At 63.7% G+C, this 19,452-nt stretch carries 15 protein-coding genes; 5 read left to right on the top strand and 10 right to left on the bottom strand.

Features of this window, described 5'->3' with window-relative positions; translation table 11 throughout:
* Positions 1 to 79: 79 nt before the first annotated feature.
* The 4 genes from lpdA to KJP30_RS04465 form a co-directional block, all read right to left on the bottom strand.
* Positions 80 to 1,474 carry a dihydrolipoyl dehydrogenase gene (lpdA, locus tag KJP30_RS04480; protein ID WP_218447790.1) on the bottom strand — a complete coding sequence of 465 codons (1,395 nt, stop codon included), beginning with the start codon at positions 1,472 to 1,474 and terminating at the stop codon, positions 80 to 82.
* A 25-nt stretch (positions 1,475 to 1,499) separates the two neighbouring features.
* Positions 1,500 to 2,606, bottom strand: a complete 1,107-nt coding sequence (locus KJP30_RS04475) for a cytochrome P450 (protein WP_218447789.1) — start codon at positions 2,604 to 2,606, stop codon at positions 1,500 to 1,502.
* 63 nt (positions 2,607 to 2,669) lie between these two features.
* Positions 2,670 to 3,782: an iron-containing alcohol dehydrogenase gene (locus tag KJP30_RS04470; RefSeq protein WP_218447788.1), complete on the bottom strand. Its 1,113-nt coding sequence runs from the start codon at positions 3,780 to 3,782 to the stop codon at positions 2,670 to 2,672.
* 21 nt (positions 3,783 to 3,803) lie between these two features.
* Entirely contained in the window at positions 3,804 to 5,297 is a 1,494-nt protein-coding gene (locus KJP30_RS04465; protein WP_218447787.1) for an aldehyde dehydrogenase family protein, read from the bottom strand.
* 167 nt (positions 5,298 to 5,464) lie between these two features.
* On the opposite strand from KJP30_RS04465, the gene KJP30_RS04460 reads away from it, so the two are divergent.
* On the top strand, positions 5,465 to 6,469 hold the full coding sequence (locus KJP30_RS04460; protein WP_218447786.1) for an aminotransferase class IV: 1,005 nt from the start codon (positions 5,465 to 5,467) through the stop codon (positions 6,467 to 6,469).
* A 181-nt stretch (positions 6,470 to 6,650) separates the two neighbouring features.
* On the opposite strand, the gene KJP30_RS04455 is transcribed toward KJP30_RS04460, so the two are convergent.
* Genes KJP30_RS04455 through KJP30_RS04440 form a run of 4 tightly spaced genes read right to left on the bottom strand, consistent with a single transcriptional unit; the run spans position 6,651 to position 11,585 of the window.
* Positions 6,651 to 8,090: an aldehyde dehydrogenase family protein gene (locus KJP30_RS04455; RefSeq protein ID WP_218447785.1), complete on the bottom strand. Its 1,440-nt coding sequence runs from the start codon at positions 8,088 to 8,090 to the stop codon at positions 6,651 to 6,653.
* Entirely contained in the window at positions 8,087 to 9,142 is a 1,056-nt protein-coding gene (locus KJP30_RS04450; protein ID WP_218447784.1) for an alpha-ketoacid dehydrogenase subunit beta, read from the bottom strand. Before KJP30_RS04450 ends, KJP30_RS04455 begins: the two co-directional genes overlap by 4 nt.
* Before the next feature lie 27 nt (positions 9,143 to 9,169).
* Positions 9,170 to 10,162: a thiamine pyrophosphate-dependent dehydrogenase E1 component subunit alpha gene (locus KJP30_RS04445; RefSeq protein ID WP_218447783.1), complete on the bottom strand. Its 993-nt coding sequence runs from the start codon at positions 10,160 to 10,162 to the stop codon at positions 9,170 to 9,172.
* A 16-nt stretch (positions 10,163 to 10,178) separates the two neighbouring features.
* Positions 10,179 to 11,585, bottom strand: coding sequence for a dihydrolipoamide acetyltransferase family protein (locus KJP30_RS04440; RefSeq protein ID WP_343222738.1), 1,407 nt, complete (start codon positions 11,583 to 11,585; stop codon positions 10,179 to 10,181).
* A 114-nt stretch (positions 11,586 to 11,699) separates the two neighbouring features.
* On the opposite strand from KJP30_RS04440, the gene KJP30_RS04435 reads away from it, so the two are divergent.
* Together KJP30_RS04435 and KJP30_RS04430 are read left to right on the top strand one after the other, a co-directional pair.
* Positions 11,700 to 12,167, top strand: coding sequence for a VOC family protein (locus KJP30_RS04435; RefSeq protein WP_218447781.1), 468 nt, complete (start codon positions 11,700 to 11,702; stop codon positions 12,165 to 12,167).
* Between the two features lie 30 nt (positions 12,168 to 12,197).
* Positions 12,198 to 12,869 carry a GntR family transcriptional regulator gene (locus tag KJP30_RS04430; RefSeq protein ID WP_218447780.1) on the top strand — a complete coding sequence of 224 codons (672 nt, stop codon included), beginning with the start codon at positions 12,198 to 12,200 and terminating at the stop codon, positions 12,867 to 12,869.
* Between the two features lie 10 nt (positions 12,870 to 12,879).
* On the opposite strand, the gene KJP30_RS04425 is transcribed toward KJP30_RS04430, so the two are convergent.
* Together KJP30_RS04425 and KJP30_RS04420 are read right to left on the bottom strand one after the other, a co-directional pair.
* Positions 12,880 to 14,823: a TRAP transporter permease gene (locus KJP30_RS04425; RefSeq protein ID WP_218447779.1), complete on the bottom strand. Its 1,944-nt coding sequence runs from the start codon at positions 14,821 to 14,823 to the stop codon at positions 12,880 to 12,882.
* Between the two features lie 86 nt (positions 14,824 to 14,909).
* The gene (locus tag KJP30_RS04420) at positions 14,910 to 15,905 is read right to left on the bottom strand and encodes a TAXI family TRAP transporter solute-binding subunit (RefSeq protein ID WP_218447778.1); all 996 of its coding nucleotides are present in this window, start codon (positions 15,903 to 15,905) and stop codon (positions 14,910 to 14,912) included.
* Between the two features lie 225 nt (positions 15,906 to 16,130).
* Here KJP30_RS04420 and KJP30_RS04415 point away from each other — a divergent pair, with 225 nt between their 5' ends.
* Together KJP30_RS04415 and KJP30_RS04410 are read left to right on the top strand one after the other, a co-directional pair.
* Positions 16,131 to 17,807 (top strand): aryl-sulfate sulfotransferase, encoded by a 1,677-nt coding sequence (locus KJP30_RS04415; RefSeq protein WP_218447777.1) that lies wholly within the window; start codon positions 16,131 to 16,133, stop codon positions 17,805 to 17,807.
* On the top strand, positions 17,804 to 19,390 hold the full coding sequence (locus KJP30_RS04410) for a sulfatase-like hydrolase/transferase (protein ID WP_218447776.1): 1,587 nt from the start codon (positions 17,804 to 17,806) through the stop codon (positions 19,388 to 19,390). The genes KJP30_RS04415 and KJP30_RS04410 overlap by 4 nt, the downstream gene beginning before the upstream one ends.
* Positions 19,391 to 19,452 lie beyond the last annotated feature (62 nt).

Genomic DNA, 19,452 nt, shown 5'->3' with positions numbered 1-19,452 from the left:
ACAGTTTGCGAAACTGTCGTACAAAATTCACATTTATACCTGTGGAAAGCATGGGTATCGCCTAGTTTTGTGGAACATATTAGAAGTGGATGACGCGATCGTAGGCGTCCAGAACGCTTTCGTGCATCATCTCGCTGAGGGTCGGGTGCGGGAACACGGTCTGCATCAGCTCTTCCTCCGTGGTTTCCATCTGGCGGCCGATGACATAGCCCTGGATCAGCTCTGTCACCTCGGCCCCGACCATATGCGCGCCCAACAGGGCACCGGTTTGCGCGTCAAAGATTGTTTTCACCATGCCCTCGGGTTCACCCAAGGCGATGGCCTTCCCATTGCCGACAAAGGGAAAACGCCCGACGCGGATATTGTGCCCGGCCGCTATGGCCTCTGCCTCGGTCAGCCCGACGCTGGCGATCTGCGGGTGGCAATAGGTGCAACCAGCGATGCTGTCGGGATCGACCGCATGCGGCTGACCGCCGGCGATCAATTCGGCCACCATGACACCTTCGTGGCTGGCCTTGTGCGCAAGCCATGGCGCACCGGCGAGATCGCCAATGGCATACAGGCCTTGGACACCGGTGCGGCACATGGCGTCTGTCACCACATGGGCGCGGTCGATCCTGACGCCCAGCGCCTCCAGCCCCAGCCCTTCGGTATTGCCAAGGATGCCCACGGCAGAGATCACTGTATCGAATTCCTCGACCGTTGTTGTACCGTTCTGCTCGATATGCGCCTTGGCCGACCCCGTACCGCGCTCCAATTTGACCACTTTGGCACCGGTACGCAGGTCCATGCCTTGCGCGACGAATTGCTTGGCAGCGAAAGCGCCGATCTCGGCGTCCTCGACCGGCAGGATGCGGTCCATGACCTCGACCACGGTCGTCTGGGCGCCGAGCGTGTTGTAGAAGCTGGCGAATTCGATCCCGATGGCACCCGAGCCGATGACCAGCAGCTTGCCCGGCATCCGGGGTGGCATCAGTGCGTGTTTGTAGGTCCAGACCAGATCGCCGTCCGCCTCCAGTCCCGGCAGTTCGCGCGCCCGCGCGCCGGTGGCCAGCACGATGTTCGGCGCGTGCAAGGTTTGTTCACCCTTGGCAATGGCGACCAAGACCTGCCCCGCGGCGGGCAGGGTGGCCTCGCCCATGATGGTCGTCACCTTGTTCTTTTTCAGCAGATGGCCAACGCCGCCGTTCAATTGCTGCGCGACCTTGCGGGAGCGCGCCACCACGGCTTCAAGGTCGAAACCGATGCCTTCGGCGCTGAGACCAAATTCGCTGGCGCGGTGCAGGGTGTGAAAAATCTCGGACGAACGCAGCAACGCCTTGGTCGGGATACAGCCCCAGTTCAGGCAGATGCCGCCCATGTGCTCACGTTCGACCACGGCCACCTTCAGGCCCAGTTGCGCGCCGCGGATCGCCGCCACATACCCACCGGGCCCGGCGCCGATCACGATCATGTCGAAGGTCTGTTCAGTCATGGCAGGGGTCCTTTTCATGGTCGGGTCAGGCCAGGGTGACGATCAGCCGTTCCGGCGTGCGTCCCAGTCCCGGTGCCCCGAGGGTCACGGTCTCGGTCAGGGTGATGGTGTCAAAACGCCGGGCCAGCGCCTCCAGCGCGGCGCAACCGGCGATCTTGCTCAGGCCGCGCCCAAGGCAGGCGCGGGGGCCAAACCCGAAGGTCAACGGCGCAGGTCCGGTCCTGTCGGTGTCGAAAGTATGCGGATCGTCAAAGGCTTGCGGATCGCGGTTCCCGGCGGCGTAAAGCAGCAACACGGTCTGCCCTTGACGCAGCGTGCCAAACTCCAGCTTCAGATCCTCGATCGGTGCGCGATAAAGGCCCTGGATCGCAGGGGTCAGGCGGGTGGCCTCTGTCCAGATGGCGGCGGCGCGGGTGGGGTCGGTGCGCAGCGCGGCATGGATCGCCGGGTCGGCGGCGCAGGCCCACAGGGCATTGGCTGTCATGCCGCCCATACCGTCGATGGCGTCAAAAGACAGGGCGGCCGTCAAGGACGGGTCGCCGCTTGCCGCCTCGGCAAAGAAGGCCAGCAGGGCCTGCGCGGCCTCATCCGCGGCCTCGGCCACCTTGGCTGGACGATCATAGCGCATCATCGCGCCGATGGGCCGAACCGCTTGCGACAGTGGCGTGCCATAGGCCTCGCTCCCGGTGGCGATGCGCGACCAGAGCGCGCCGACGACGGGGGTGACGAAATCCGCGATCAGGTCGGCCCGCCCCTTGCCGACCAGGCAATCGGCGCGGTCTGCAAAGGCCGCCTCCAGCCGGGATTTCAGCGCCGGGATGCCGTCATGTGCCACCAGTTTGAAGGCTTCCTTGCGCGTGGCCTGATGGTCTGGTTCGGTCTGAAAGACGGGATGCGCGTCGAACATGCGGCTGAGGTGTTGCGGCGGCGGGCCGTCATCCCCTGCCGGGCGGCGGGGCGCGGCCTGCATCAAGGGGTGCCCCGACAGCGTTTTCAAAGTGTCGTGTCGAAAGCAGATCACCCCGTCCTGAAACGGATTGTCGAGGAAGTCACCCGGCTGGGCGTGCAGCGTCTGATAGCTGCGCGGATCGTGGAAGGCGTCGATCAACATCCGTGCAGTGGTGTTGGCCATGGGGGTCCTTTCCGATGACTCGGGTAACTGTGGTTTCGGGGCGCGGTCGGGGGTGTCGGCGGGCTACCAATTCGCCTTCATGATCGACAGGTAATCGTCCTGTGTCAGCGGCTTGGGATTGGTGGCGTTGAAGAAACCTTCGACCGCTTCCTTGGCGAAACCGGGCAGTTCATCCTCGGCAAGGCCGAATTCGCGCAGCGAGGTCGTCAGGCCGATCCGCAGGCAAAGCGCGTCGATCCAATCTCCAAGGTCCTGCTCCGCGGGCACCTGCATTGCCTCGCGCAGGCGGGCGGCCTTGGTTGGCGCAAGGCGGGCGTTAACCGCCACCACGCGGCCCAGAACCGCCGCCGTCAGCGCGCCGTGGTGGACGTGATGTACCGCGCCCACGGGAACCGAGATCCCATGCGCAGCACCCAGTTCCATCAGCATGGCATAGCCGCCCGCAAGGCTGCCCCACATCATGTCGGCCCGTGCCTCGATGTCACCCGGCGTTGCGACGGCCCGTTCCAGCGACCGGCAGATGCGGCGGGCACCGTCCAGCGCGATGGCCTCGGCCGGGGGATTGTCGATGTTGGAAAACATGCCTTCGATACAATGCGACAGCGCATCCATCCCGGTCGCGGCGGTCAGGCGCGGCGGCAGGCCGACGGTCAGGTCCGGATCGCAGATCACGCCTCCGGGGATCAGGTTGAAACTGTCGATGATGGCCTTGTGCCCGTCCTTGAGGATCATGACGCAGCCCAGCCCCATCTCGGTGCCGGTTCCGGCGGTGGTCGGCACCACAAGCAGCGGCGCGATGGGGCCGACGGGCTGATGGCCCTCTTGTGTCAGATCATAATCGGCAAGACCGCCCTCATGCGTGGCCAGCAGGGCCACCGCCTTGCCCAGATCCATCGGAGAACCGCCACCCACGGCGATTACCCCGTCGCACCCCTTGGCGCGATACAGCGCCAGCGCGGTTTCGGCTGCGCTTTCGGTGGGGTTTTCGGGCGTGTCGGCAAAGACGGTGGCCTTGGGCAGCGCGGCGATCAGGCCCGCCACCAGCGGCAAGCGCGACAGGTAAGGATCGGTCACCAGCAGCGGGTTCGCGATACCAAGGCGGGCCAGTTCGGCCCCGGCCTCGGCGATTGCGCCTTGCCCAAAGGTGACATGGGTTTGCAGTGTGAAACGGATCATTCTGGCTCTCCCGGCGGGCGCTTAGAGCGCCATCACCACGCCTTTGCTTTCAAGGTACTCCTCGACCCCTTCAAGCGAGCCTTCGCGGCCCCAGCCGCTTTGGCGGAAGCCGCCGAAGGGCAGGGATTCATCCAGTTCGCCCTGACAGTTCACCCAGACGACGCCGGCGCGGATTTCGTCCGACAGGGCATGCGCCTTGCCCAGATCGCGGGTCCAGACCGAGGCCGCCAGGCCATAGCTGGTGTCATTCGCCATGCGCACCAATTCGGCCGCATCCGCCCCTTTTTGCGCGGTCAGCACGGGGCCAAAGACTTCTTCGCGCGCAAGCGTCGCATCGGGACTGGCCACAGCCAGAGTCGGTTCGACAAAGAACCCTTTGCCGGCGACATCACCGCCGCCGTGCAGGATGCTGACGCCTTCCTTGCGCGCGCCATCGAGATAGCCCAGCACCCGCTCTTTCTGGCGGCTCGAAATCAGTGGCCCCATGTCCACCTGCGGATCAAAGGCCGATCCGATGCGCACGGATTTCATCTGTTCGGCCACGCCTTCCATCACCCGGTCAAAGATTGGCGCCTCGACCAAAAGCCGGGACCCGATGAAACAGACCTGACCGGTGTTCATCATGATGCCCTGCGCGGCGGCGGTGATGGCTGCGTCCACATCGCTGTCGGCGAGGATGACAAAGGGCGATTTTCCGCCCAGTTCAAACGAGACCTTCTTCATGTTGCCAAGCGCCGCGGTGGCGATCTTGCGCGCCGTGTCGATCGAACCGGTAAAGGCGATCTTGTCGACGTCCGGGTGGGCGGAAAGCGCGGCCCCCGCCGCGCCGCCGCCTGTCACCACGTTCAGCACGCCGGGGGGGAAGCCCGCCTCTTGCGCCAGTTCGGCCAGCCGCAGCGCGGTCAATGGCGTTTCCAGCGCCGGTTTCAGAACCACGGTGCAGCCCGCTGTGATTGCCGGGGCGATCTTGGCAATCGCCATGGTCAGCGGCACGTTCCACGGCACGATGGCGCCGACAACCCCCACGGGTTCCTTGGTTGAATAGGCGTGAAAGGCCGGGCCGAGGCTGCCGCAGGGGCGTTCATCGGGCAGGCCGAGCGTGACGGTGCGGCCCTCCAGCTTGGTCGCCCAGCCGCCATAGTAGCGCAGCGTCGCGATCACCCCGTCGATGATAAAAGCCTGCGCAAGATCCAGAGGCATTCCGAGGTTCGCAACCTCCAGCCGGACAAGATCGTCGCGGTCGCGGTCGATCAGCTCGGACAGTTTCCACAGCATCGCGGTGCGTTCCGACGGGGGCAGGCGGCGCCATTCCCACGAGTCAAAGGTCTGCCGCGCGGCGGCCACGGCGCGATCCACGTCTGCCGCCTGACAATCGACCACCTGCGCCAGAACCTCTTCGTTGCAGGGGTTCAGCACATCCACCAAGGGACCATCCCCGGCAGCGACCCAATCCCCGTTCACGAAAATCGGCATCGGCGTCGCGCCCCCGCAGGGCAGTTTCAGGTCTACGCTCATGGTCGGGCCCTCTGGTCGGTGGTCTCTGGTTTCGAGGCAGTCAAACATCCTGCGCCATTTTGTTCTACATTAATTTTGCTTTCAGCAGCAGTTTGACGGAATTTTCTTCTATATTGAGTGAATGAGGGGCATAAGAGTTGAACAGTTTTGCGAAACAGGAGCGGCCCATGTCACTTGTCGAGTCCCCCGTCGAGGCGCTGATCGAGGCGCAACACATCATGGCAACCGATCCTCGTCACGCAAGGGGTGGCCATGCGCCCGACTACGAGGATGGCGCGGCCTTCATCATCGACGACTACGTGCCGCTGTCACGCGCAGCCGTGCCGATCACCGATCTGGGGTTCAACCGCGGGGATGCGGTCTATGACGTCGTGTCGGTCAGCCGGGGCATGTTCTTTCGGCTGGCGGATCATCAGGAACGCTTTGCCGCCTCCTGCGATCGTATCCGTGTCACCAATCCGTTTTCGCGCGCGCGCGAAGCCGAGATCCTGAATCATATCGTGGCTTTGACCGGCCGCCGCGATGCCTATGTCTGGTTTGGCGTGACGCGTGGCAAGACGCCGATGAACTCGGCCGATCGGACCAACCCGGCCAAGTTCAGCAATCGCTATTACGCCTATGTGCTGCCCTATATCTTTATCGCCAATGACGAGATGCGGGCCCGCGGGGCCAATGCGATCATTTCCAGAAATTACCTGCGCATCCCGCCAAAGTCGGTCGATCCGACGGCCAAGAATCTGCACGGGCTGGATTTTTCTCAGTCGCTGTTCGAAGCGGGCGACGCCGGGGCCGAATGGTCGATCCTGACCGACGGGCAGGGCAATATCACCGAAGCCCCGGGGTCGAACCTGTTTCTTGTCAAAGGGGACAAGCTGATCACACCCGCCGAATGGTGCCTCTTGGGGATCACGCGCAAGACCGCGCTGGAGCTTGGGCAAGAGATTGGAATGTCCTGCGAGGTGCGCCCGGTCAGCGTGGCGGAAACGCTGGCGGCGGACGAAGTGTTCTACACCTCCAGCGCCGGGGGCATCATGCCGCTGAACAGCATCGACGGCACATTGATCGGCGGGGTCGAGGGGCCGGGGCCGATCACCGCGCGGTTGCACAACCTGTATTGGGAAAAACGCTGGGCTGGATGGCACGGCGTGCCGGTGGATTACAGCGTGGTGTGATCCTGTCAGATTCCTATCGGGTCAGATCCTTTATCGCCGCGTCGGGGAAATCCGGCGCGGTTTTGTTTGTGGCTGAGGGGCCGACCAAGGGGCCGACAAAAAAGCCAGGCTAACGGGGTAGCCTGGCGAGGGGCGCGGATGATGGAGGGTATCCACGCGGGGAGGAGAAGGAGAGGGCGGCTCAGGCGTCGGCCTCGAAGTAGATGTGTTTCGTTTCCAGAAAGTCGTTCAGCGCCTCGACTCCATGCAGTCGGCCAAGACCGCTTTGCTTGTAACCGCCGGTTTCGGCCTCGGGGATCAGCTTGCCGTGGGTGTTCAGCCAGACAGTGCCGCTTTCGATCCGGCGCGAGATGCGGAAGGCGCGCGACAGGTCGCGGGTCCAGAGGCTGGCGGACAGGCCGTAGCGGGTGGCATTGGCCAGCGCCAGCGCCTCTTCCTCGGTGTCGAAGGTTTCAAGTGTCAGGAGGGGGCCAAAGACTTCTTCCTGTACAAGGCTGGATTTGCTGTCCGCCACCCGTACCAGCGTCGGCGACAGAAAGGCCCCCTCGGCCAGTGCCCCACCCACCGGCGCGCCGCGCAGCAGCACTTCACCCTCGGCATCCGCGCCTTTGGCCAGCGCGGCGACACGGTCGCGGTTGGCATGGTCGATCAGCGGCGAAAGCTGCGTTTCGGGGTCCATGCCCGGCCCGATCCGGGCGGCTTTCAGCGCCGCGATCAACCGTTCGGACAGCTGATCGGCAATGTCGCGATGCGCAAGGATGCGGGTGATCGCCACGCACATCTGCCCCGAGATCAGCAGGCCGCCGCGCACCAGTTGCGGCACGGTGGCGTCAAGATCAGCGTCCGGAAAGACGATCGAGGGGGCCTTGCCGCCCAGTTCCAGCGACAGACGTTTCAACGTCGGTGCGGCGGCCGCCATGATGGCCTTGCCCGTCGCGCTGGAGCCGGTAAAGCTGATGGTGTCGACGCCTTCGGAGGCGACCATGCGCTTGCCAACCTCGGCCCCGTTTTCATTGACCGAGTTGATGATGCCGGGCGGCACTTCGGCAATCTCGGCCAGCCGCGCGACGACCCATGCGTTGCAAAGCGGCGTCTGCGGCGCGGATTTGATCACCGTGGCGCAGCCCGCCGCAAGGGCGGGCGCCAACGAGCGGACCAGCAGGATCACAGGCGCGTTCCACGGCACGATGATCGCGGCAACGCCCACCGGTTCGCGCAGCATGACCGAAAAGGTGTCCGGCGCGCTTTCCAGCGCCCGGCCGTACAGCGACCGCGCAAGGCCGGCGTAATAGTGCAGTTCTTCGACCGAAGTGCGCACCTCGAAGGTGGCATCCATCAGCTTCTTGCCGGTCTCACGCACGATCAGGCGCACGATCTCTGCTTCGCGGGTGCGCAGCACTTCGGCCAGATCGGTCAGCACCTTGGCGCGTTTGCGGGGGCTTTGCGCCCAGTCGGTTTGGCGAAAGGCTTGTCGCGCGGCGTCGATGGCCTGATCCGTCAGTGCCTCGGATCCAAGGTGATAATGCCCGATGGCTTGGCCGGTGGCGGGGTCAATGGTTTCGGCCTCGGCCCCGTCAATTCGCCATTCCCCGGCGATCAGATGTTTGCCGACCGCCGTCATGCGCCCAGCCCCGCAACCAGCGCCAGATGCGGCGCGGCATCGCCTTCGCCCGCGAATGCGGCGCGGATATTGGCCTCGATCGTGTCCTGCGACGGGATGTAGGCCCGTTCCAGCACGGGCGCGGCAGGCACCGGCGTGTGCGGCGCGGTGATCTTGCGCGGCGCGGATTTCAGCAGGCCGTGCCCGTCGGTGGCGATCACGCTGATGACCTCGGATGCCATCGAGCAGATCGGGTTCGCCTCGTCGACAACCACCAGCCGTCCGGTCTTGGCCACGCTTTCCAGCATCAATTCGGTATCCAGGGGCGAGGTGGTGCGCGGGTCGATCACCTCGACCGAGATTTCACCTTTCAACCGGTCTGCGACCTCATTGGCGAACAGAACCATGCGGCCAAAGGCAACCACGGTCACATCCGCCCCCTCGCGGGTGATATTGCCGACGCCGAAGGGGATCTCATAGCTCTCGTCCGGCACCTCGCCCTTGGTGTCGTACAAAACCTTGTGTTCAAGGAAGATCACCGGGTCATCGTCGCGGATCGCGCGGGTCAACAGCCCCTTGGCGTCATAGGGGTTGGACGGCAGGATCACTTTCAGGCCGGGGATGTGGCTGAAAATGGGCCAGAGCGCCTGACTGTGCTGTGCGGCCGAACCGAACCCCGCACCGACCATGCCGCGCACAACCATCGGCGTGCGCGTGGTGCCGCCGAACATGTATCGGAATTTGGCGGCCTGATTGTAGATCTGGTCAAAGCAGACGCCGAAAAAATCCATGAACATCAATTCGGCCACCGGGCGCATCCCGGTCAGCGCGGCCCCGGCGGCGGCGCCCATGATGGCGCTTTCGGAAATCGGCGTGTCGATGACACGTTCGGGGCCGAATTCATAAAGCAGCCCCTTGGTCACGCCCAGCATCCCGCCGGACGACCCATGAGAGCCTTCGACCCCGCCGCCACCGCCGCCAATATCCTCGCCTAGCAGGATCACGTCGGGGTCGTGGGTCAGTTCGTAACGCAGGGCGTCGTTGATCGCTTCGCGGAAGCTGCGGATGGCCATGTCTCTGTCCTTCCTCGGAATTTCGGGTCAGTAACTGACGTAGACGTCGGTCAGGAGCTCAGAGAGCGCCGGTTGCGGAGCGGCAAGCGCGGTCTCGACGGCGGCATCCACCGCCGTGGCGACATCCTCGTCGATCTGGTCCAGCGTCTCGGCGGTCAGGAGGTTTTCGGCCAGCACGCGCTCGCGGAATTTCTTGAGAGGGTCGGCGGTTTCGCGCAGCGCGGCGATCTCGGCCTTGTCGCGATAGGCCTGGGCGTCGCCTTCGAAATGGCCGTGCCAGCGCTGTGCCACTGCCTCGATCGCCGAGGGGCCGCCGCCACGTCGTCCGCGTTCCACCGCTTCGGCCATGGCGGCATGCACGGCAAAGAAATCGGTGCCGTCCACCTTGACCGAAGGAATGCCAAAGCCCTGCGTGCGTTCTGTCAGATCCGCGCCGACAGCGTATTCCAGCGTTGTATGTTCGCCGTAGCCATTGTTTTCAACGGCAAAGATCAGCGGCAGTTTCAGCACCACGGCCATGTTCATTGCCTCGAAGGTGGTGCCCTGATTGGTGGCGCCGTCCCCGGCAAAGGCCACCGCCACCGCGCCGTTGCCGCGCGTCTTGGCCGCCAGCGCAGCGCCAAGCGCCAGAGGGGCCGCGCCGCCGACGATGGCATTGGCGCCCAGCATCCCCTTGGACACATCGGCGATATGCATCGACCCGCCTTTGCCCTTGCACAGCCCGCCCTCCTTGCGGAACAGTTCCAGCGCCATGCCGGTCAGGTCACAGCCCTTGGCGATGCAGTGTCCGTGGCCACGGTGGGTAGAAGCAATGTTGTCGTTATCGTCGAGGTGACTGCACACGCCCACCGCGACGGCCTCTTGGCCGATGTAAAGGTGGGTCATGCCGGGCACCGTGCCAGCGGCGAATTCCTTGGAAATCCGGGTTTCGAAATCGCGGATCTCGCGCATCTTGCGATAGGCGGTGACAAGGGTGTTTGCGCCGGGCAGCGGGGTCTCTGTTTTGGGGGTCTTGGCCATCGGGGGTCTCCGCGGGTCAGAGCAGGATTTGCATGGGGGTTTCGACGGCGGCGCGGAAGGCTTGCAGCCATTGCGCGCCAAGCGCGCCGTCGATGGCGCGGTGATCGCAGGACAGGGTGACAGTCATCACCGTGGCCGGGCCGTCGCCGTGACGATAGCCGTGGCCTTCGGTGCGGCCTGCGCCCACGGCAAGGATCGCGCCTTGCGGCGGGTTGATGATCGCGTCGAACTGGTCGACGCCATACATCCCGAGGTTCGAGATCGTGAAAGTGCCGCCGGTGAACTGATCCGGTTGCAGGGTGCCTGCGCGCGCCGCCTCGATCAGCGCGGCGGTTTCCTGTGCGACCGCCGACAGCGACAAGCTGTCCACGCCGCTGACCTTCGGGGTCAAAAGGCCGCCGTCCAGCGCCACCGCAAGGCAAATGTCGGTCTGATCGAACTGGCGGATCGCGCCGTCCAGAACCTGCACGTTGCAGCCAGGCACGGCGATCAAGGCCTTTGAGGCCGCCTTGACCAGCATGTCGGTCACGCTGATCTTTTTCGGCGCGCTTTCGTTGAGCTGTTTGCGCAGCGCCAGCAGCGCGTCCAGCCGGATGTCCGAACTCAACCGGAAATGAGGGATGTCGCGCGCCGAGGCTGTCAGCCGTTCGGCGATGGTCTTGCGCATCCCGGTCATCGGAATGTCGCGATAGGCGGCTTGTGGGGCCGGGGCCGGGGCGGGCTGCGCCGCCTGTTCGACATCGGCAAGCAGGATCTTGCCCTTGGCACCGCTGGGCGTGACCTGCCCAAGATCGATGCCTTTCTGTCCGGCGACTCGACGGGCCAGCGGAGAGGCGCGCAGTGCGGCGACTTCGGCGATGTCCGCCGTCATCTGGCCGCCTGCCGTCTCGACAGCGGTCAGGATGTCCGAAACCGAAACGCGGTTGCCGCGCCCGGTGGCCGGCACCTTGCCCAGATCGATTCCATGCTGCTGCGCCAGCGCGCGGGCCGAAGGGGTCGCGACCACGTCCGCTGATGTGACGCCCTTCAGCGGTTCGGGGATCGTCGATGAGGTCGGGGTCTTGCTGGCGGTTTGCGGTGCCGGTGCGGCGGAGGGAGGCGCGGCTTCGGCGGCGGCGGGTGTTTCAACCTGGGGCGTGGAAGGTGCGCCGCCTGCGGCCTCGATCTCGGCGTCGCATACGTCCTCACTGGCGGAAATCGCGATCGGCGCGCCGACCGGCAGGGTCTCTCCCGGTTCGGCCAGCACCTTGCGCAATACACCGTCAAACGGCGCTTCGACCACATTGGTGATTTTCGAGGTCTCGATCTCGCAGATCTCGTCCCCTTCGGAGAATGCAGCGCCCGGCGCGATCAGCCAGGCCACGACTGTCCCTTCTTCCATGGACAGTCCCCATTTCGGAACCTCGAGATATCGGATACCCACGGCGGCCTCTTTTGTTGAACAATTTTGAAAGCTGAAACTATGAATGACGAGCAAAAATGAGGCGGTCAACCTTTTCCGCTTCCAGTTCTGGGTACTTTTGGTCTACAGTTAGTCATGCTTATGCGCTTTCATCACATCGGGCTTGTGGTCCCGGATCTGGATGCTGCCCGGCGTTTCTATGCGCGGGCGCTGCGATTTCATGACTTGTTCGAGGGCGGGTGGGCCGCGCCTTCGCCGTTGTTCGAGGGGATCACCGGCCTGAGCGGTACATCTGCCAGGACAGCGATGATGGAAGGGCCTTGCGGCCTGTTGGAACTGTTTGAGTACAGCGCACCGGCTTCGGATGCGGACCCTTCGGCGCGAACCGCTGCTGACAGGGGGTTGCGTCACATCGGTATCGAAACCGACACGCCAGAGGCGGTTGTCGAGGCGATTCTCGAGGCGGGAGGCCGTCGGGACGGGGTTCTGACACAGGTTCCGGGCGGTGCGCGGGCGATTTACTGTCGCGATCCCTTTGGCAATATCATAGAAATCCTGAAGGCCGGCGGGCGGATCCCGTCACGCTTGCCTGACGCCCACTGATGAACAGCCCCAAGGACAAGAATAGCGCCCATGAGTGACGTCACCGCCCACGCCCAGGCCTACACGCTTTTGAAAACCGCGATCCTCAAGGGGGAGTTCCGCCCCGGCGATGCCTTGCGCGAAGAGCAGCTGGCCGCTGCCTATGGGGTCAGCCGTACGCCGATCCGGCAGGCCATGCGCCAACTGGTCAGCGAGGGGTTGATCGAAATCGGCGAGAACAAGCGCTCGCATGTGATCGACATAGATGCCGCCACGCTGGAACAGATGTTCGACGTGCAGGCGATGATCGAAAGCTACAGCGCCGGGCTTGCGGCCGAACGTATGACCGACGAACGGCTGGCCGAGATCAAGGCGATTCAGTCTGCGTTGGAAGCGGATTATTTCGGCGGCACGGCGCATGACGACAGTGTCTACTTCGAGCACAACACCCGCTTTCACACCGCGATCCACCGCTGCAACGGCAATCCGCGGCTGTACGATATCGTCGAGAACCTCGTCGAGGTGCCGGTGGCCATGTTCATCAAGTTCGGGCGGTCGACCAATTCCGACGTTTCCATCGACTATCACCGCAAGATCATCGAGGCGCTGGAGTTGCGCGATGCGCGGCTGACCAGCCTTTTGATGCAGACGCATATCGAAACGGTGCGGCAGGAATATCGCCAGCTTCTACGTCAGGCTCAGGCGCCGCAGGGCGACGCCTGAGCTGTGCTTGTCAGGCGTTTTCGGCCTCTGGCTGACGTGCGCGCATCCAGTGGATTGCGAAAATCGCCAGCCCGATCGCCGTCGCGCCCCAGTGGATCATCGGCACCGTCCAGAGGCATCCCAGCGCCGTGGCCACGCGCAGTGCGATTTCGGCGGGGTGCAGGCGCATCCGGTCAAACCCGGCCAGCGAGGATGACAGCAGAAAGATCGCCAGAACTGTGCGGAACAAGACGGTGATCAACTCTGTGGTGTCAAAGCCGCCTTCGTCCACCAGCAGCAAAACCGGGTTGTAGACAAAGACGAAAGGCACGATGAATTTCACCAATCCGACGCGATAGGCATAGATCGAGGTCTTGAGCGGTGGGGATTTGGCAATCGCCGCCGCGGCATAGGCCGTGATCGCCACCGGCGGCGTGATCGACGAGGCAACCCCGTAGTACAGCACGAAAAGATGCAGCGAGAGATCGCTCAGCCCGAACTGGCGCAGGGTGGGCCCAAGGATCAGTGCGATGGTCAGGTAGGCGGGCAGGGTGGGCATTCCCATGCCCAGAACCAACGCCGCCGCCATGGCTGCAAGAAGCGTCCAGAACAACGCGCCGTCCGCGATCCGGCTGACCATATTGGCGAAATCCGTTGGCAGTCCGGTTGCGCCCAGCACGCTGACCACGATGCCGATCACGCCAACCGCCATCATCATATGGGCAAAGGCCACGCCGCCCGAGGCGAAGGATTTGACCAGCTTCATCGGCTCTTTGCGGATTTCGGGATTAATAAAGCTGAGGATCGCGTTGGACAGCAGGGCAAAGATCCCGCCGCCCGCGGCCGACATGCCGAGCTTTAGGCACAGGATCATGACGAAGACCGGCACAAAGACCATGGCGAGGTTCAGGATGTCCTGCCGCTCCATCTCCATCTCTTTCGACAGTTCGGGCGACCGTCCGATGTTCAGCTTGCGTGCCTCGAAGACGACGGCGCTGAACAGGCTGAGGTAATAGAGCAGGGCGGGGATCAGCGCGGCGGTGATCACGGTCAGATAGGTCTCACCCACGAAATCCGCCAGCACCAGCGCGGCGGCGCCCATGACCGGCGGCATGATCTGCCCGGCGCTGGAAGAAGTGGCCTCGACCGCGCCGGCGAAATGCGGTGGAAAGCCGTTCTTTTTCATCATCGGGATGGTCAGAACGCCGGTCCCCACCACGTTGGCCACAGCGTTGCCCGACATGGTGCCGAACAGGCCCGATGATACGATGGCCGCATGGGCCGGACCGCCCTTGAGGTGGCGGGTCAGGCGAAAGGCCACGCGGATCAGCGACATGCCCGCGCCTGTGCCTTCCAGCATCTGGCCGAAAACGATGAACACAAAAACTGTCAGGATCATCGTTGCCGTGATCGAGCCGAGGATGCCCGAAGCAAGGCCGAACCAAAGTGTCGTGCTGGCGCCTTCGGTGAAATCCGGCGGAACGCGGTTCAGAAAGCCGGGCCAGTGGTCACTGGTGAAGAAAAAGATCAGCAGCGTCAGCGCGACAATGGCCAGCGGTGCGCCCCATGCGCGCCAGCACAGGTAGACGATGGACAGCGCGGCGCCCGTGGCAATCCATGCGTCGCCAGTGCTGAAGAAATACAGCGTCTGGTCGAGGATGGACATGACTTCGTAGAACCGCCAGCAGGCCAGCGCCATCATCGCCAGAACAGCCAGATCCGCCGCGGCGCCGATGGCGCGGCCGGTGGTGCCCAGCCTGGGTTCCAGTTCGGCGGCCCAGGGTTTCGTCAGGACAAAGATCAGCACGCAGGCGAAAAAGATCGCCGGGCGCAGGATGATCGGCGGATAGGGGCCGGGGGTGGGCAGGCCGAATAGGCTGGGAAAGGCATTCAGGATCCCGGCGGTGGCGATGGCAAAGCCGACCACAAGGCCGGCCGTGGTCATCCGGCCATAAAATGCGGGGCGTTCGGACATGGGGAGCTCCTGCCGGACCGGGCGGTCGGGCGCTACAGGGGGAGGGGCTCCGCGCGGCGATGCGCGCGGAGTGTGGCAGGCGGTGTTTACGGGCGCAGGGCGTCCGGAATGGCGATGCCGGCCTCTTCGTAGTAGCGGATGGCGCCCGGGTGCAGCGGGATGTTCAGGCCTTCAAACGGGGCCTGCGGATCGACCGACTTCAAAAAGATCGCCGAGTCGCGGATCGCATCGAAGTTCTCCCAAAAGGCCTTGGTCAGTTTGTAGGCCGTGTCATCGCTGACCTTGTCGCTGAGCGCGATGGCCCCCAGAAATGCGCCAATGCCGACCGGGTCGGTGTTGACCTGCCCCTCGTAGGTGCCGGGCTCCAGCTTGAGCGCCACGCGGCCGGGCACGTCCATATGTTCGGCGAAATGCGCGTCCTTGAGGTCCTCATCGGTGAAGCCAAGAAAGCGGATCTTTTTCGACAGGCCGAATTCCTGGATGATGGCCGAGCCGATGGGGGCGACGCGGAACATCACGTCCACCTGTCCGTCGCGCATCGCCTGCATGCCTTCGCGCCACGGCATCCGTGAAGCCTCGTAGTCTTTTCCTGCCTTCAGTCCGGTCAGCAGTTCGATCATTTCTTCGTTGTCGACCGATGCGCCGCCGCCCCCGGGGCCGGTGTAGACACGCTTGCCCGCCACGTCGGCAAAGCTGGTGATGCCGTTGCCCTCCCATGTCAGCGCGTGCAGGGCGCCCACGGGGAAGGACATGACCGACCGCAGGTGGGTCGAGGCCTCTTGCGCCTGTTGCGACATATCCTTGAACGGGCCGGTGCCGTCTTGGAGGCGGGCATATTGGCCGACGATGGCAGACATCACCTCGGCTTTGCCGGCGGCGACGACGAACATGGACCGGGTCATGACCTGACCTTCGGCAACCTGTACCGTTACCCCCGCCTCTCCGGCATAGCGCGACAGCAGCTTGATGACCGTGTTCGGGGCTGATCCGGCGGCGGTTGTATGCGCCCGCACCGTTTCCGCCGAAGCTGCGCCAATCGTCAGCGCGCCAAGAAATGCGGCCGTTGCAATCTGTTTCAACATGAGGTGACCTCCGCTTATTTTGGGTCCGCACACGGGGCGTGCAGTTGTGTTTATGTTCTACAATTCTTGTTGGCGCAGAGGGCTTGTGTCAACTTTATAGAGGATTGGTTGGTCTTATAACAAAAATAAGAATGCGTTCTTGCGCAAGAACTCACCCATTGCCGTGTCAGAGGTTTTCGCTCAGACTGTTGAACAATAGGGTGAGGAGTCAAAGGAGACCCCAAGGTGGCAGACGCAATCGCATTTCTGGAAAATCCGGTCATCACTCCCGCGACCTCTGCCGCCACGGCGCAGGTGGCGGTGGTCTTGCTGCGGGCGTCGGGCCATGCCGAGGTGCGGCTGCTGGTCGAGCAGGGATCAGAGGCGCGGACGTTGGTCTTTTCCGATCCCGGCGCCTTTGCTGAAGGGTTTCCGGTTCTGGGCTTGCGTGCGGATGCGCCCGCGACCATCACCGTGCAGGTGATCGACGCAAAGGGGCGCGCCGTGACCCATCCCGAACCGCTGGTTTTTGATCCTGAACCCCTGCCGGTGGACAAGCGGGATTTTCCGCCGATCGAGGTGCGCGCCTCTGATCCGGCTCGCATGGCTCCCGGATATACCATTCTGGCCGTGCGTCGTCGTGCCATCGGGCGGCCGCGCGACCTGACCGACCGTCAACGGTCCTTCATGCTGGACTGGTCCATGCTAATCGCGCTGGATGCACAGGGCCGCGTCTGCTGGCGCCATCAGTTGCCGCGCCGCGTGGCGGGCATTCAGCGTCTGCAATCGGGCAACCTGTTTTATCACAATGCGGACTCGCATTCGTCCGAGATCGACATGCTGGGGCGCGTACAGGCGCAATGGTTCGCCCGTGACCGGCCCGCGGGACCGGCGCCCGGGGCGATTCCGATCCCGGTGCAGACCCTGCATCACCAGCCCCACCAGATGCCCAACGGCAATTTCCTTGCCTTGTCCGGCAATGCGCGGCTGGCAAAGGATTGGTACACGTCAGAGTTCGACCCCGACGCGCCGCGCGCCGACAAGTGGATCGTCGGCGACAGGATTCTTGAGTTCACCCGCGAAGGAGAGATCGTCTGGAGTTGGGACGCCTTTGACCATCTCGACATCAACCGCATCGGTTACAACGCACTTGAAGCCTATTGGCATGTGCGTGGTTTTCCCGAGCACGGCGATTGGACCCACGGCAACGGCGTTTGCTATGACGAGCGCGACGACAGCGTGATCGTCTCGCTGCGGCTTCAGGATGCGCTGTTCAAGATCGACCGCAAAAGCGGGCAGATCAAATGGATCCTTGGCGATCACAGCGACTGGTCGCCGGAATTGCAGGCCAAGCTGCTGACGCCGCAGGGGGAGGGGTTCCGCTGGCCCTGGCACGGGCATAACCCGCGGGTGACCTCTGATGGCACCATTGTCATGTTCGACAACGGCATCCTTGGGGCGCGGCCCTTCACCCCGCCAAAAGCCCCGCACGAGACCTTTAGCCGGGGGGTCGAATACCTTGTCGACGAAGAGGCGATGACTGTGCGCGAGGTCTGGACCTCTGCCCGCGACGACAGTGCCGTGAAAGAGCGCACCTGGGCCATGGGGGACGCGCACCGGCTGGAGGAAAGCGATACCATGCTGGTCATCCACTCGATCTGCATGCCGGACCGCGACGACATGAGCTATGACGAAAACAACCCGGCGATCCGTCACCCGGATGATTTTGCCTCGAGCGCGCGGATCCTTGAGTATACCCGGACGGACGAACCGGAAATCCTGTTCGACGTGGTGATCGAAGACCCGCATGAGATCATGCAGTGGGAGGTTTTTGGCGGACTCCGTACGCCTTCTCTTTATGCGCCCGACAGCGGGGTGCGTGAATTGCCGGGCAATGAGTTACATGCAGGGGGCGTGGTATGACCCGTCGCAATATCCTGTGGATCATGTGTGACCAGTTGCGGTTCGATTACCTGTCCTGCGCCGGTCACCCGACTTTGCAGACCCCGAATATCGACGCGCTGGCCGCGCGTGGCGTGCGGTTCACCAATGCCTATGTTCAATCGCCGATCTGCGGTCCGTCGCGGATGAGTTATTACACCGGGCGCTATCCCTCGACCCATGGGTCGCTGGGCAATGATTTCCCACTCAATGTCGGAGAGCGGACGCTGGGCGATCACTTGCGTCCGCTTGGGATGCAGGCGGTTCTGTGTGGCAAGACGCATATGCGGGCCGATGTAGAGGGGATGCAGCGGCTGGGCATTGACCCCAACAGCGTGATCGGCGCGCGGGTGTCGGAATGCGGCTTTGACGTCTGGGATCGCCATGACGGGCTGTATCCGACGCCCAAGCCCGACCAGCCCTACAACCGCTTTCTTGCGGAACGCGGCTATGGGTCGGACAATCCGTGGCACGACAATGCCAACAGCGGGCGCGGCCCGAAGGGAGAGATCCGGTCTGGCTGGTTTCTTGAAAACGCCACGCAGCCTGCCGCCATCCGGCCGGAAGAGGGCGAAACGCCCTATATCGTCGACCGCAGCATCGAGTTCATCGAGCAGGCGGGCGATGATCCGTGGTTGCTGCACTGTTCCTTTATCAAGCCGCACTGGCCGCTGATTGCGCCGCCGCCCTATCACGACATGTTCGGCGCGGCGGATATCCTGCTGCCCGTGCGCTCAGATGCCGAGCGTGCCGATCCGCACCCGGTCTATGCGGCCTTTATGCGGCACAAGGAATCGCTTTGCTATTCCGATGATCGGGCCCGGCCCGAGGCGATTGCCACCTACATGGGTCTGATCAGGCAGATCGACGATGAAGTGGGTCGGTTGGTGGCCTATCTGCGGAACGCGGGCAAGCTGGACCAGACGATGATCGTCTTTTGTTCGGACCATGGTGATTATCTTGGGGATCACTGGCTTGGGGAAAAGGATCTGTTCCACGATCCTTCGGCCAAGGTGCCGCTGATCGTCGTCGATCCCTCGCCCGAGGCGGACGGGACGCGCGGCACCGTATGTGATGCGTTGGTCGAGGCCATCGACCTTGCGCCGAGCTTTGTCGAATGGGCGGGCGGGACACCTGCGGCGCATGTGTTCGAGGGGCGCTCGCTGTTGCCGTTTCTGCATGGGCGGGCACCGGACCAATGGCGCCGGGCCGTGTTCAGCGAGTATGATTTCATTCAAAAACCGGCGGGCGCGGAACTGGACCTCGGGCTGCGCGCCAGTCGTCTGTACATGGTGCGCACCGGGCGCTGGAAGGCGATGTTCGCGCCGCCATTCCGTCCGATGCTGTTCGATCTCGTGGCCGATCCGCAAGAGTTGAACGACCTCGGCGCAACACCGCCCGATGGCGTCGTCGAGGAGCTGCGTGGACATCTGCTTACCTGGGCCTTGGGTCTAAAGCGCGCCACGACCCTGTCGGATGCAGGATTGATGGCCTTGCTGGATGAGCAGGACGGCGCGGATGGGATCTGGTTCGGGGTCTGGAACCGAGAGTCGGCCACGCCCTGACCTCCTCTGTCTGTCGGTTTTCTTGCCCCGGTGTTGGCCACCGGGGCTGTACCACTTTGCCC

Source organism: Antarctobacter sediminis, from assembly GCF_019218285.1.
Classification (GTDB): domain Bacteria; phylum Pseudomonadota; class Alphaproteobacteria; order Rhodobacterales; family Rhodobacteraceae; genus Antarctobacter; species Antarctobacter sediminis.
Note: the sequence above shows the minus strand (reverse complement) of the source record. Positions and strands in the feature narration are given on the sequence as shown.

Coding starts and splice junctions, on each gene's coding strand:
- lpdA (WP_218447790.1), bottom strand. CDS start 1,474: ATGACTGAACAGACCTTCGACATGATCGTGATCGGCGCCGGGCCCGGT.
- KJP30_RS04475 (WP_218447789.1), bottom strand. CDS start 2,606: ATGGCCAACACCACTGCACGGATGTTGATCGACGCCTTCCACGATCCG.
- KJP30_RS04470 (WP_218447788.1), bottom strand. CDS start 3,782: ATGATCCGTTTCACACTGCAAACCCATGTCACCTTTGGGCAAGGCGCA.
- KJP30_RS04465 (WP_218447787.1), bottom strand. CDS start 5,297: ATGAGCGTAGACCTGAAACTGCCCTGCGGGGGCGCGACGCCGATGCCG.
- KJP30_RS04460 (WP_218447786.1), top strand. CDS start 5,465: ATGTCACTTGTCGAGTCCCCCGTCGAGGCGCTGATCGAGGCGCAACAC.
- KJP30_RS04455 (WP_218447785.1), bottom strand. CDS start 8,090: ATGACGGCGGTCGGCAAACATCTGATCGCCGGGGAATGGCGAATTGAC.
- KJP30_RS04450 (WP_218447784.1), bottom strand. CDS start 9,142: ATGGCCATCCGCAGCTTCCGCGAAGCGATCAACGACGCCCTGCGTTAC.
- KJP30_RS04445 (WP_218447783.1), bottom strand. CDS start 10,162: ATGGCCAAGACCCCCAAAACAGAGACCCCGCTGCCCGGCGCAAACACC.
- KJP30_RS04435 (WP_218447781.1), top strand. CDS start 11,700: ATGCTTATGCGCTTTCATCACATCGGGCTTGTGGTCCCGGATCTGGAT.
- KJP30_RS04430 (WP_218447780.1), top strand. CDS start 12,198: ATGAGTGACGTCACCGCCCACGCCCAGGCCTACACGCTTTTGAAAACC.
- KJP30_RS04425 (WP_218447779.1), bottom strand. CDS start 14,823: ATGTCCGAACGCCCCGCATTTTATGGCCGGATGACCACGGCCGGCCTT.
- KJP30_RS04420 (WP_218447778.1), bottom strand. CDS start 15,905: ATGTTGAAACAGATTGCAACGGCCGCATTTCTTGGCGCGCTGACGATT.
- KJP30_RS04410 (WP_218447776.1), top strand. CDS start 17,804: ATGACCCGTCGCAATATCCTGTGGATCATGTGTGACCAGTTGCGGTTC.